The sequence below is a fragment of the Cupriavidus phytorum genome, from assembly GCF_003254285.1.
GTDB lineage: Bacteria > Pseudomonadota > Gammaproteobacteria > Burkholderiales > Burkholderiaceae > Cupriavidus > Cupriavidus phytorum.
Map to the genome: position 1 here is coordinate 122,904 of NZ_QKZN01000009.1, position 12,834 is coordinate 135,737.

A 12,834-nucleotide genomic window follows, 5' to 3' on the forward strand; every position below is an offset into this window, starting at 1 on the left:
CGGTTAAGCGTGCAATAGGCCGCACTCATAAAAACCGGAGGTGTTCCATGAAAGCAACCATCCGCAGCATCCTGGGCGAAGTTGCCCGGCTCGATGTGCCGCTCGCCGACCTGGCAGACAGCGATGACCTGTATGCCGCCGGCCTGTCGTCGCTGGCCACCGTGCACGTGATGCTCGGGCTCGAGAACGCTTTCGACATCGAAATCCCGGACCAGATGCTGACGCGCCAGCTGTTCCGCAGCATCGATTCCCTGGCCGCCGCGGTCGAGCAGATCCGGCAGCAGCAGGAGGCGGCATGACCCCCGTGGCCAGGGTGGCACTGGCGCATTCGAGCGCGGGCGCCGTGCGCGCGCGCGCCGACGCGCTGCTCGCCGCCGCCGAGGCCGCTGCCGCGGTGGCGCAGGCGCACGCCGACGCCGTCGACCGCGATGCGCGCTTTCCGCAGGAAGCCTTCGACAGCCTGCGCGAGCACGGCCTGATCGGTGCCATGGTGCCGGCCGCGCAGGGCGGTGCCGGCGCCTCGCTGGCGACGGTGGCGGCGATCTGCCGCGTGCTCGGCGCGGCGTGCGCGTCGACCGGGATGATCTACGCCATGCACCAGATCCAGGTGGCCTGCGTGCTCGAACACGGCACCGCCAGCCCCTGGCACCAGGGCCTGCTCGCGCGCATTGCCGCCGAGCAGCTGCTGCTGGCTTCGGCCACCTCCGAGGAAGCCATCGGCGGCGCGCTGCGCAGCAGCGGCTGCGCGCTCAACGTCGACGGCGAGCGCTTTCACCTGCTCAAGATGGCGCCGACGATTTCGTATGGCGCCCATGCCGACGGCATCCTGATCACGTCGCGCCGCCATGCCGACGCCGGGCCATCGGACCAGGTGCTGGTGTGCGCGCTGAAGCCGGACTACACGCTGCAGAGCCTGAACACGTGGGACACGCTGGGCATGCGCGGCACCTGCAGCAACGGCTTCCGCCTCGAGGCCAGCGGCGCAATGGCGCAGGTGCTGCCGGTGCCGTTCGGCGAGATCGCCGACGCCACCATGACGCCGGTGTCGCACATCCTGTGGAGTGCGCTGTGGCTAGGCATCTGCAGCGATGCGGTGGCGCGCGCCAAGACCTATTTCCAGGGGCAGGCGCGCGCGCGGCCCGGCGCGCTGCCGCCGTCGGCGGCGCGCGTGGCCGAAGCGGTCAGCCTGCTGCAGCTGATCGAAGGACGGCTGGAGCTGGCGCTGGAGCAACAGCGCCGGCGCCATGCCGAGCCGCCGGTGGCGAGCGCGTTCGCGCTGGCCGCGGGCATGAACGGGCTCAAGACCGCGGTGTCCACGTTGGCGCTGGAGGCGGTGCAGCAGGCCATGCTGGTGTGCGGCATGGCGGGCTACAAGCACGGCACGCCGTTCAGCCTGGGCCGCCACTTGCGCGATCTGTGGTCGGCGCCGCTGATGATCAACAACGATCGCATCCTGACCAACACGGCCAACCTGTTGCTGGCCGATCGTTCCTGAGGGAGATCGCATGGACCTCCATACCCTGACCGACGGCACCGCCCAGGGTGGCGCCGCGGCCGAGCCGGGCGCCGCCACGCGGCACGGCAAGCCGGCGCCGCACGCATCCGGCCCCACGTTCCTCGAGCAGCTGGTGGCCGAGGGCCTGATGATCCCGACCGGCGTGCCCGGTCTGTATGGCCGCAACACCACCTTCGAATCGATCTGCGAAGGCATGAACAACGTCATGACGCACCTGGGCCAGGGCCTTGGCGCGGAAACGCTGCACTTCCCGCCGGCCATGGGCCAGGCGGATTTCGAAACCAGCGGCTACATGAAGAGCTTTCCGCAGCTGGCGGGCACGGTCCACAGCTTCTGCGGCGACGACAAGGGCCATCGCCGCCTGCTGGCGCGGCTGGAGGACAAGGACGACTGGACCGACCAGCAGCAGCCGACCGGCGTGGTGCTGACCCCGGCGGCGTGCTATCCGGTCTACCCGGTGATCGCGCGGCGCGGCCCGCTGCCGGAGGACGGCAAGGTGGTCGACGTCATGTCGTACTGCTTCCGCCATGAGTCCTCGCTCGAGCCGACCCGCATGCAGCTGTTCCGTCAGCGCGAATATGTCTGCCTGGGAACTCCGCAGCGCATCGCCGCGTTCCGCGAGCAGTGGCTCGAGCGCGTGCCCGAGCTGGCCACGGCGCTGCAGCTGCCGGTGGAGATCGACGTCGCCAACGATCCGTTCTTCGGGCGCGGCGGCAAGCTCGTCGCCGAAAGCCAGCGCGAGCTCAGGCTCAAGTTCGAGCTGCTGATCCCGATCAACGACGGCGCGCCGCCCTCAGCGTGCATGAGTTTCAACTACCACATGGACCACTTCGGCCACATGTGGGACCTGCGCAGCGCGGACGGCGCCACTGCGCACACGGGCTGTGTCGGCATCGGCGTCGAGCGCATGGCGCTGGCGCTGCTGCGCCACCACGGGCTGGATCCGGCACGCTGGCCCCAAACCGTCCGCGACACGCTGTGGGGGGGGTAAATGTACGGCGACGGCAGGGCCAGGGTTCGCGCAGGCCGCTCCACCTGGCATGGCGGCAATCCGGTCTGGTCCCATGCGAACCAGCAGATCGACCTGTGGGTCGAGCTGCTGCAGGGCTGGGACCTGGAACCCATTGCCGCGCTGCCGTTCACCGTGGCGCAGGACTTCGAGGGCGACCAGTTCACGCTCTCGGCCTTCCCCGCCAACGACCTCGAACGCCTGTACGGCATCGTCACGCACGAGCTGTCGATGTATGACCGGCTCGAGGCGCATGTGGCCACCCAGACCGCGCGCGGCAACGTGGTGCTGCTCGAGGTCGACAGCTACCAGTTGCCGCAGCCGGCCGGCACCTATCGCCGCCAGCATATGCGCTCGTGCATCGGCATCGACGTGCTGGTGCCCGAGGCGGCCGCCGTCGGCTATTTCCATGGCGACGGCTACCACACCGCCAGCGGCGAGGACTATGCCGCCATCTTCCGCCCGGCGACCGTGGGCTACGGCGAGGTGGCGGCATTTCCGCATGCGTCGGTGGCGCGGCGCCGCTTTGCCGCGCTGACCGATGCCGCGCTGATGCGGACCTCGCTGGAGCTGCTGCGCCACCACCTGTCGCGCCGTCCGCAGCACAACCCGATCAGCGTGTTCCGCATGGCGTTCCCGGGGCATCTCGAACACCTGATGGCGCGCGGCGAGCCCAACTTCCAGGTCTATGCGGCCAGCGTGCTGCGCCAGCTGGGCGTCAATTTCGAGCTGCTCGGCCGCTACCTGCGCTGGCTGGTGCTGCACGGGCACTCGCTGCCCGATTGCATCGGCGAGGCCTGCTACACCATGGCCTCCGAAGCCATGGTGATGCAGTTCCGGCTGATGCGCGCGGTGATCAGCCGCAAGTCCGACCCCTGCCAGGACTGCCTGGACCAGCTCGAACAGGCCTACCAGGGCACGGTGCCGGCGCTGGCCTCGCACTTCGGCGCGAGCGTGGCATGAGCGCGCGCGACCCGGCGGCACTGGCGCCAGGCCAGGCCGCGGGAGTGGCTGCCGCCACCGCCGCCCCATCCGTTGCCACCGCCTCGACCGACCTGGCGCTGGCCCCCGGCGTGGCCGTCGGCCCCTGTGCCCTCGCCGGCGAATGGTGCTGGCTGGAAACGCTCGCGGGCGCGGCACAGGCGCCGGCCGACCTGTCGCCCGATGCGCCATGGCTGCCCGCGCCCGTGCCCGGCACCGTGGCCGCCGCCATGCGGGCGGCGGGCCGCTGGGACGACAGCGCGCCGCCGCCGCTGCACCGGCATGACTACTGGTACCGCGTGCGCTTTGCCGGCAGCGGCGCGCGCACGCTGCGCTGCAATGGCCTGGCGACGCTGGCCGAGGTGTGGCTCAACGGAGCGCTGGTGCTGACCACGCGCCATATGTTCGCCGCCCACCAGGTGGCAGTGCAGCTGGCCGGCGACAACACCCTGCACCTGTGCTTCCGCGCGTTGCACCCGTGGCTGCGCACGCAGCGCGGCCAGGTCCGCTGGAAGCCGCGCATGATCGTGCCGCCGACGCTGCGCGCGGTCCGCACCACGCTGCTTGGGCATATGCCGGGCTGGTGTCCGCCGGTCCATGCGGTCGGGCCGTGGCGCAGCATCGAGCTGCTCGATGCCGCCAGCGCCGATCCGCTGCACGGTGTGCGCGCCGAGGTCAGCACGCAACTGGACGGCCACGACGGCATCATCGCGCTGGCGCTGCATTTCCCGGGGCCCGCGCCGGCGCAGGCGCGCTGGCTGGCAGCGCATGGTGACGATGAAACCTGGGGCAGCCTGGCGCGCACGTCGGAGCATGTGCTGGCCGGCACGCTGCGCGTGCCGCATGCGCGCCGGTGGTGGCCGCATACGCATGGCGAGCCCGCGCTGTACCGGGTCGAGGCCCGCCTGGGCACGCGCGCGCTGCAATGCGCGCAAGTGGGCTTTCGCACCGTCGAGGAAGACCGCGACGGCGAGCCCGGCGCCTTTGCGCTGCGCGTCAACGGCGAGCGCATCTTCTGCCGCGGCGCCTGCGTGTCCAGCCATGACCTGCCCGGACTGGCCGACAGCGACGAGGCCGTGGGCCGCTGGCTGCGGCTGGCGCGCGACGCGGGCATGAACATGGTGCGGGTCAGCGGCGTCACCTGCTACCCCGGCGAGGCTTTCTACCGCGGCTGCGACGCGCTGGGCCTGCTGGTGTGGCAGGACTTCATGTTCGCCAATTTCGACTACGGCGCGGACCTGCAAGCGTCGCGCGGCCTGATGGACGATGCCGCGCGCGAAGTCGGCCAGTGGCTGCAATCGACGCGCGCGCATCCGGCCATCGCGGTGCTGTGCGGCGGCAGCGAAGCCGAGCAGCAGGCCGCCATGCTGGGCACGCCGCGCGGCGACTGGCGCCAGCCGCTGTTCGACCAGCTGATTCCCGGCCTGGTGGCGCGGCACCGTGCCGACGTGGTCTATGTGCGCAACTCGCCCAGCGCAGGCGCGTGGCCGTTCCAGCCCGACACCGGCGTCACGCATTACTACGGCGTGGGCGCCTACCAGCGCCCGCTGGCGGATGCGCGGCTGGCCAACGTGCGCTTTGCTTCCGAATGCCTGGCCTTTGCCAATGTGCCGTGCGCGCGCACGCTGCGCGAACATGGCCTGACCCAGCCGCTGCACGATCCGCGCTGGAAGGCGCGGGTGCCGCGCGACGCCGGTGCGACGTGGGACTTCGAGGATATCCGCGACTTCTACCTGCGCGCGCTGTACCAGGTCGATCCGCCGCGCCTGCGCTATGAACGCCCGGCGCGCTACCTGGCGCTGTCGCGCGCGGTGGTGGCCGAGCTCATGACCGAGGTCTTCAGCGAGTGGCGCCGGGTGGGCTCAACCTGCGCCGGCGGGCTGGTGTGGCTGTTGCAGGATTTGCTGCCCGGGCCCGGCTGGGGCATCGTCGACGCGTGCGGGCGCCCCAAGTCGCCCTGGCATGCCTTGCGCGCGGTGTGGCAGCCGCTGCAGGTGCTGCTGACCGACGAGGGCCTGAACGGCCTGCATGTGCATGTCATCAATGAAACCGCGCAGCCGCGCACGGTGCGTCTGACGCTGCGCTGCCTGCGCGACGGCGAGGCGGTGGCGGCGCACGCGCAACAGGTGCTGACGCTGCATCCGCGCGAGTCGTGCCGGATCGCGGCGGCGGCGATGCTCGACCGGTTCTTCGATTTCACCTACGCCTATCGCTTCGGACCGCCCGCCCACGACGTGGTGCTGGCCACGCTGCATGCCGATGACGACAGCGCCGGCACGCCGCTGAGCCAGGCGGTCTACCTGCCTGACCGCGGCGCCGCCGCGCTGGCGGCGCCGGAGCTGCATGGCAGGGTCGAATGCGTGCAGGGCCAGTGGTGGCTGCACGTCGGCACGCGCCGCTTTGCGCGCTGGGTGCATATCGAGGATCACGCCTTCCTGCCGGAGCAGGACTGGTTCCACCTGGGTCCCGGCGAAACGCGGCGCATCCGCCTGATGCATGAGAGCAGCGCCGCCGCGGCGGCCGGCGCCATCCCTTCGGGCGAGATCTACGCCATCAACGCCGACCGGCCCGCCAGCTACGACGCACCGGCCGCATAGGGCGTACAGGCCCCACCAGCCGCCACCCTCGGCCGTTTCCTCCGTTGTCATGACTAGGCTGGCAGCGCGTCGTCGCCGGGCCGACGCCGGCCTGCCGGCGCCCTGGTACTTGCATTCGCCGCCAGCCGCCGGCGCCACGCCGGCCTGCTACCAACCAACCAAAGGATGAACGAGTACCAACCGTCTGCCTACTGTCGCTTCAGTGCGCCATAGCACTTAATACAGTCAAACGACGAGGCAGGCACACAGCGCACCGCAGGGCTTGCGCGTCGGGACGGAAAGCGGATCGCGGCCGTCATCAGCCAGTCATATGCGGTGTCAACAAGTCGGTAAGCATCAGTCACGGGTGGAGCGGTACAGCCGGGCTTTGCACCACGCAGCCAGTGCGCGAGCGGCGGCCCAGTGCCGGTCCCGGGTCAACGGGGAGAATCAGCATGATCACGCAACGGTCGGACCTGCATGTCAATCATCTGCTCAATGCCCTGCCGCGGCAGGAATGGGAAACGCTGTCGCGCCATTTTGAACTGGTCCGGCTGCGTGCCGGCGAACTGCTGACTGACACCAGCCAGCGCATCGTGCATGTGTATTTCCCGACCACGTCGGTGGTGTCGCTGCTGTCGCTGCTCGAGGACGGCGCCACGGTCGAGTTCGCCGCGGTCGGCAATGAAGGCCTGGTCGGCATTCCGGTGGTGACGGGCGGCGATACCATGCCCAGCCGCGTCGAAGTGCGCAGCCCGGGCTTCGCCTACCGCATTCCCGCGCGCGCGCTGCGCGCCGAGCTGTCCTACCTGCCGACCCTGCAGCGCGTCACGCTGCTGTATGTGCAGGCGGTGCTGACGCAGATCGCGCAGACCGCGGCATGCAACCGCCACCATTCGCTGAACAAGCAGCTGTGCCGCTGGCTGCTGCTGGCGCGCGACCGCATGAACTCCAACGAGCTTGTCATCACCCAGCAGGTCATCGCCAACATGCTCGGCGTGCGCCGCGAAGGCGTTACCGAAGCCGCCGGCAAGCTGGAAAACCTGGGGCTGATCCACCACAGCCGCGGCCATATCACTATCCTCGATCATTGCGGGCTCGAGAAGCATTCCTGCGAATGCTACAAGCTGGTCAAGCGCGAATACGACCGCCTGCTGCCCGCGCTGGCACACGCCTGAAGCGCCACGGGCGCGCGGCACGGCAGCCGCCGTGCGCCCGCGTTGCCAGCGGCGCTTGCCGTTGGCGTCAGGCACGGGCCGGCTGTGCGGGATCGGCGGCGCCGAACGACGACAGCAGGCCGGCGATGACCGTTTCATAAGCAGCCTCCATGGTGTCCAGGCACTCGCTGCAGCGATCCGGACGGCCGCGCGCGGTGGCCCGGGCCAGGCGGAACTGCAGCACCTTGCTTTCCGCGGCGATGCCGTTGGCCGCCCGTGCGACGCGCGCAGGCACATCGTAACCATGCTCGCCGAACCAAGCGAGGCAGTGATGCAGCATCTCGAAGTTTGCCCCCAGCTGGCGCGGCAGGTTGAAGCCATAGTGTTGGAAGTAGGCATCGCCGCGCGCCAGGATCACCGCGACATGCTGGTCGAAGTCGGCGCGCCAGCGCGTGACCGGGTTCAGCGCGGGACGGCGGCCCAGGTGGTGGCGCATCAGCGCCGCGGCGGCATCGGCCGCGGCCGCACCCCGCAGCGGCGCGCGCACGCGCTTGGCGTATTCGGCGTACGGGAACAGGATGTTGCCGTCGCGCAGCTCGGGCGTCAGCCGCAGCAGGCCGCGGTAGTCGTCGCCGGCGGCGGTGTGGTAGCCGAGGCTGTGGTAGTAGCACAGCCGCTGCGCCGCGGGGTCGATCCGGTCGACCGCAACGGTGGTCTTCACATGCGCCTGGCGGTAGGCGGTGGCGCGCGTGTCGGGCAGGTAGTAGCTGTCCATCTCGACCAGCACCGCATGGCCGCGCCCGACCTGTTCGACCAGGTGGGCCTGGAGCGTGTCGTAGACCGCCATCTCCTGCACCACCGTGCCGTACAGCAGCTCGATGTCCGCCGGCGGGTACTTGAAGAAGGTGAAATGGTCGCCCTCGTAGTCCTGCGCCACGGTGAACGCCAGCGCCGCGCGCGGGTCGAGCCCCCAGCCGTACAGCAGCTCGATCCACAGGTCCATGTAGCAATTGCTCTCCTGCCAGACCGAGGCTTCATCGTGCAGCCGTCGCTGCACCGGCCTGGCCACGCGGCACGGCGACTGGCGCGTGTAGTGGTAGCCGCCGCGCTCGGTGGCCGTGGTTGCCGTACTCGTTGCCGTTGGCGCGATCGTCGCCGTCGTTGCCACCGCCCGCTCCATGTCGTTCCTCCGCAGTGCGCGCATGCCGCCGGGCCGCGATCGCAGGCGCTGCGCCTGCACGGCCCACTGTATTGCAACGCCGGCGGCCGTGGCTATCGGTGCGTTCTCGAACAGAGTGCGCGCGATCGCGAGCCAGTGCGGCACGCGTGCGAGCGGCCGGCCGCGGCGGCGCAAGTAGCGTGTGCGGAATCGAACAGATTGCGCCAGGGCGCCTGCCTAGACTGGCTGGCATCCCCGTCATGGCGGTCAGGGACCGCTGCCGGGCGTACCCGTTTCTGCGAGACCGTCGCGGTGCTTGCGCAGGGCCGGGCCTCACGCGCGGGAAGCGCGGGACGCTTGGAACAGCCGACACGCCAGGAGGCATGATGCGAATTCGGACCCGGGAAGAGAACCAGACACCGCCGCCGGTCAACGGCGAAATCCATGCAGCGCTGCAAGGGCTGGGCGACAGGGCGGTGCATGGCGCCGCGTTGCCGGTGGTGCAGCCAGTGATCCTCGCCGGCGGCGCCGGTACGCGCCTGTGGCCGCTGTCGCGCGAGCAGTTCCCCAAGCAGCTGCTGAACCTGATCGCCGAAGACACGCTGCTGGAAGCCACGGCCAACCGCCTCGCCGGCGTGGCCGCGCTCGCTGGCCGCCCCGACGGCATGGAAGCGGCGCAGATCGTGGTCTGCGGTGAAGAGCACCGCTTCATGATCACCGACATGATGAAGCGTGCCGGCAAGCCGGCGCGCGTGCTGTCCGAGCCGTGCGGGCGCAATACCGCGCCGGCGCTGACGGTGGCCGCGCTGCATGCGCTCGCGGCTGCGGGCGAGGGTGGCGATGCGGTGCTGGTGGTGACGCCGGCCGACCACAGCGTGGCCGACGTCGCGTCGTTCCGCGAGGCCATCGCCACGGCGATCCAGCATGCGGACCACGGTGCCATCGTCACGCTCGGCGTGAAGCCGGTGGCGCCCGAGACCGGCTTCGGCTACATCCGCGCGGCCGGCGGCGCCGAGCAGGGCGCCTTCATGCTGGACCGCTTCGTCGAGAAGCCGCACCTGGAGCTGGCCAAGCACTATGTCGAGTCGGGCGAGTTCTGGTGGAACAGCGGCATCTTCGTGGTGCGCGCCTCGGTGTGGCTGCGCGCGGTGGCCGAGTTGCAGCCCGAGATGGCGCGTCAATGCCGCGCCGCCTATGCGGCGAGCGAACACGCCGCCTGCGCCGGCGAGGTGCTGTGCCTGGGCAAGGAAGCCTTCCACGCGTGCCCGTCGGACTCGATCGACTACGCCGTGATGGAGAAGCTCGAGACCCTGCCGGATATCGCCGGCATGCTGGTGCCGCTGGATGCGGGCTGGTCGGACGTGGGCTCGTGGGCGGCGATCTGGGATATCGCGCCCAAGGACGCCAGCGGCAATGCCGGGCGCGGACGCGTGCTGTTCGACGGCGCGAGTTCGTGCCTGGCGCATTCCGAAGGCCGCCTGATCGCATGCGTCGGGGTGCAGGACGTGGTGGTGGTCGAAACCGCCGACGCGGTGCTGGTGGTGGACAAGGCCCACGTGCAGGACGTGAAGAACATCGTCCAGCGCATCCGCTCCGAGCATGGCAATGAAGTGGTGAACCATCGCAAGGTGCGCCGGCCGTGGGGCTGCTATGACTCGATCGACCGCGGCGACCGCTTCCAGGTCAAGCGCATCGTGGTCGAGCCCGGCGCCAGCCTGTCGCTGCAGATGCATTACCACCGCGCCGAGCACTGGGTGGTGGTGCGCGGCACCGCGCGCGTGACCTGCGGCGACAACATCAGCATTCTTTCGGAAAACCAGTCGACCTATATCCCCATCGGCACGCTGCACCGGCTCGAGAACCCGGGCAAGACGCCGCTGGAGATCATCGAGGTGCAGTCGGGCGCCTACCTGGGCGAGGACGACATCGTGAGGTTCGAAGACAACTACGGGCGCAAGTAAGGGGTCGGCGGCCAGTGCATGCGCCCGGGCGCCGGCAGGCGTGCGGGCACGCACCGGTTGCTGCGTGATTGGCGTGAGGCAGCGTGTGGCGGGAGAGATGTCGTGAGCAGAATGTCATTTGCCGGAACCGTACCGGTACCCGACCAGGTGTCGCCGCGCAGCGGCGCGAACGCGCGCGTGCTGCTGGACCACGCAGGCTGGATCCTTGCCGCCGGGATGGCCGGCGCGGCCCTTGCCTGGCTGGCGTGGCTGTCCACCCCTGACCTGTATCGCGCCAAGTCGCTGGTGCAGCTGCAGACCCGCGACGCCGCCGGCCGCACGGCCACGCCGCAGCTCGACCTGGGCATGCTGAAGAGCCGCGCCGTGGTCGGCCCGGTGGTCGAGCGCCTGCACCTGGACATCGAGATCCAGCCGCTGCGCGCGCCGCTGCTGGGCAGCCTGGTCAACCATTTCGCCGAGCCCGGCAAGCTGCGCGGGCCGTGGCCGGCGGAGCTGGGCTATGCGTGGGGCGGCGAGCGCGTGGCGGTGGAGCGCCTGAACGTGCCGGCACGCCTGCTCAACGTGCCGCTGACGCTGGAGATCCTGCCCGACAACGGCTTCCGGCTGAGCGGGCCGGAGGTGCAGGTCGAGGGCCGCGCCGGCCAGGTGGCCGAGGCCGGTGGCATCTCGATGCTGGTGGGGCGGATCGAGGCGCGCCCGGGCACGCGCTTCCTGGTCACGCGGCGCGACCTGACGCTGACGGTCGATGCCGTCACGCGCGAACTGCGCGTCGACAGCGAATCGAGCGACGCCACCACGCTGCGCATCAGCTGGCAGAACCGCGACCCGGCCACCGCGGCCGCGCTGGTCAACGGCATTGCCGATTCCTATATCAAGGGCCAGGCCGAGCAGCGCCAGGACGACACCGCGGCGACGCTGGCCTTCCTGTCGGGCGAACTGCCGCGCGTGAAGGCCGAGCTCGAGCGCGCCGAGAGCGCGCTGACGCGCTACCGCTCGCGCTCGGGCTCGCTGGCGCCGAGCCAGGACGTGCAGTCCTACCTGAACGGCAGCATGGAATACCAGCGCCAGATCGCGCTGCTGCGGCTGGAGCGCACCAAGCTGCTGCAGCGCTTCACCACCGAAGCCAACGAGGTCCGCACCGTCGACAGCCAGATCCTGCAGCTTACGCGAGAGCGCCAGGAGATGGATGCGCGCATGCAGAACCTGTCGGCGTCCGAGCGTGAATCCGTGGCGCTGACGCGCGACGTCAAGGTGGCCGAGGACATGTACATGACGCTGCGCAACAAGGTCGAGCAGCTGTCGCTGGCGCAGCTCGACCGCACCGGGCAGGTGCGCATCGTCGACAACGCGCTCACGCCCACCGTGCCGGTTGGCCTGGGGCCATGGACGCCGGCCGCGGGCGGCGGCGTGCTGGGCATGCTGCTGGCGGCCGGGGCGCTGACGCTGCGCCAGCGCGTGCGGCCTACCGTGGCCAGTGCCAATGACGCCGAGGACAAGCTCGGCATCACCATGCTGGGCGACATTGCCTTCAGCCGCGAACAGGCCGCGCTCGAGCGCATGGTCTCGGCCAAGGCCCTGCTGGGCGTGGCCGCGGGCTACGCCGCGCCGCCGTCGGCGCGCCTGGAGCGGCCGCGGCCGTCGAGCGCGATGATCGACGTGTCCGCGCTCGAGGATGACGACAGCGCCGAGCGGATGCTGCGGCTGGGCCTGCACGACCAGTTCCTGCTGGCGCGCAACGCGCCGCACTCGCTGGCGGTGGAAGGGCTGCGCAATATCCGCGCCGCGGTGCATTTCGCGCTGCGCAGCGCGCCCGACCACGTCATCGCCGTTACCAGCCCGGCCCCCGGCGCGGGCAAGACCTTTGCATCGGTCAACCTGGCCGTGCTGTTCGCCGAAGCCGGCCAGCGCGTGCTGCTGATCGACGCCGACCTGCGCCGCGGCCGCGTGGCGAGCTGGTTCGACCAGCCCGCAGAATCCGGCCTGGCCGAACTGCTGACCGGGCATGTGCCGCTGTCCGCCGCGGTGCGGCCGACGGTGGTCAACGGCCTGTCGATCCTGCCGGCGGGCTTGCCGCCGTCGAATCCTTCCGAACTGCTGATGCGCCCGGGCATGGCCGAAGCGCTGCGCCAGTGCGCGGCCCGCTTCGACCTGGTGCTGATCGACACGCCGCCGGTGCTGGCGGTGGCCGACGCCAGCCTGGTCGCGAACCTGGCCGGTTCGACCCTGGTGGTGCTGCGTGCCGATACGACGCTGCCCGGCCAGGTCGATGAAACGCTCAAGCGCCTGCAACGGGCCGATGCGCGCCTGCTGGGCGGCGTCCTCAACTGTGTGATCGCCAAGCGCAGCAACCGGGCCGAGTTCAACAGCGTCAATCCTTACCTTGGCATGCCGGCGACGGCACCGATCTCGCGCCGGATCGGGCAGGCGCTGCACCGCGAAGAGAAAAAAGAATAAGGGGGCGCGGAAGCGGGTAGC

Annotated in this window: 9 protein-coding genes; 8 read left to right on the forward strand and 1 reads right to left on the reverse strand. The window is 70.4% G+C overall.

From position 1 onward, the window contains the following. The first annotated feature begins 47 nt into the window (after positions 1–47). From C7416_RS21605 to C7416_RS21630, 6 genes are all read left to right on the forward strand, one after another. Positions 48–299 carry an acyl carrier protein gene (locus tag C7416_RS21605; protein WP_111520820.1) on the forward strand — a complete coding sequence of 84 codons (252 nt, stop codon included), beginning with the start codon at positions 48–50 and terminating at the stop codon, positions 297–299. Further along, positions 296–1,495, forward strand: a complete 1,200-nt coding sequence (locus C7416_RS21610) for an acyl-CoA dehydrogenase family protein (protein ID WP_111520821.1) — start codon at positions 296–298, stop codon at positions 1,493–1,495. The genes C7416_RS21605 and C7416_RS21610 overlap by 4 nt, the downstream gene beginning before the upstream one ends. A 10-nt stretch (positions 1,496–1,505) precedes the next feature. Further along, on the forward strand, positions 1,506–2,507 hold the full coding sequence (locus C7416_RS21615) for an amino acid--[acyl-carrier-protein] ligase (protein ID WP_111520822.1): 1,002 nt from the start codon (positions 1,506–1,508) through the stop codon (positions 2,505–2,507). Then, complete coding sequence (locus C7416_RS21620) at positions 2,508–3,488, forward strand: DUF1839 family protein (RefSeq protein ID WP_111520823.1); 981 nt, start codon at positions 2,508–2,510, stop codon at positions 3,486–3,488. Next, positions 3,485–6,103, forward strand: coding sequence for a glycosyl hydrolase 2 galactose-binding domain-containing protein (locus C7416_RS21625; protein ID WP_240988235.1), 2,619 nt, complete (start codon positions 3,485–3,487; stop codon positions 6,101–6,103). Before C7416_RS21620 ends, C7416_RS21625 begins: the two co-directional genes overlap by 4 nt. 434 nt (positions 6,104–6,537) lie before the next feature. Further along, positions 6,538–7,260: a Crp/Fnr family transcriptional regulator gene (locus tag C7416_RS21630; protein ID WP_012354880.1), complete on the forward strand. Its 723-nt coding sequence runs from the start codon at positions 6,538–6,540 to the stop codon at positions 7,258–7,260. 67 nt (positions 7,261–7,327) lie between these two features. On the opposite strand, the gene C7416_RS21635 is transcribed toward C7416_RS21630, so the two are convergent. Beyond that, entirely contained in the window at positions 7,328–8,407 is a 1,080-nt protein-coding gene (locus C7416_RS21635; protein WP_373425045.1) for a DUF1839 family protein, read from the reverse strand. Between the two features lie 374 nt (positions 8,408–8,781). On the opposite strand from C7416_RS21635, the gene C7416_RS21640 reads away from it, so the two are divergent. Both C7416_RS21640 and C7416_RS21645 read left to right on the forward strand, forming a co-directional pair. Then, a complete protein-coding gene (locus tag C7416_RS21640; protein WP_111520825.1) occupies positions 8,782–10,359 on the forward strand; it encodes a mannose-1-phosphate guanylyltransferase/mannose-6-phosphate isomerase in 1,578 nt (525 codons plus the stop codon). A 111-nt stretch (positions 10,360–10,470) separates the two neighbouring features. After that, the gene (locus C7416_RS21645) at positions 10,471–12,813 is read left to right on the forward strand and encodes a polysaccharide biosynthesis tyrosine autokinase (RefSeq protein ID WP_111520826.1); all 2,343 of its coding nucleotides are present in this window, start codon (positions 10,471–10,473) and stop codon (positions 12,811–12,813) included. Positions 12,814–12,834 lie beyond the last annotated feature (21 nt).

What these genes read in the sequence shown, in the direction of transcription:
- C7416_RS21605 (WP_111520820.1), top strand. Translation starts at nt 48, where the DNA reads ATGAAAGCAACCATCCGCAGCATCCTGGGCGAAGTTGCCCGGCTCGAT.
- C7416_RS21610 (WP_111520821.1), top strand. Translation starts at nt 296, where the DNA reads ATGACCCCCGTGGCCAGGGTGGCACTGGCGCATTCGAGCGCGGGCGCC.
- C7416_RS21615 (WP_111520822.1), top strand. Translation starts at nt 1,506, where the DNA reads ATGGACCTCCATACCCTGACCGACGGCACCGCCCAGGGTGGCGCCGCG.
- C7416_RS21620 (WP_111520823.1), top strand. Translation starts at nt 2,508, where the DNA reads ATGTACGGCGACGGCAGGGCCAGGGTTCGCGCAGGCCGCTCCACCTGG.
- C7416_RS21625 (WP_240988235.1), top strand. Translation starts at nt 3,485, where the DNA reads ATGAGCGCGCGCGACCCGGCGGCACTGGCGCCAGGCCAGGCCGCGGGA.
- C7416_RS21630 (WP_012354880.1), top strand. Translation starts at nt 6,538, where the DNA reads ATGATCACGCAACGGTCGGACCTGCATGTCAATCATCTGCTCAATGCC.
- C7416_RS21640 (WP_111520825.1), top strand. Translation starts at nt 8,782, where the DNA reads ATGATGCGAATTCGGACCCGGGAAGAGAACCAGACACCGCCGCCGGTC.
- C7416_RS21645 (WP_111520826.1), top strand. Translation starts at nt 10,471, where the DNA reads ATGTCATTTGCCGGAACCGTACCGGTACCCGACCAGGTGTCGCCGCGC.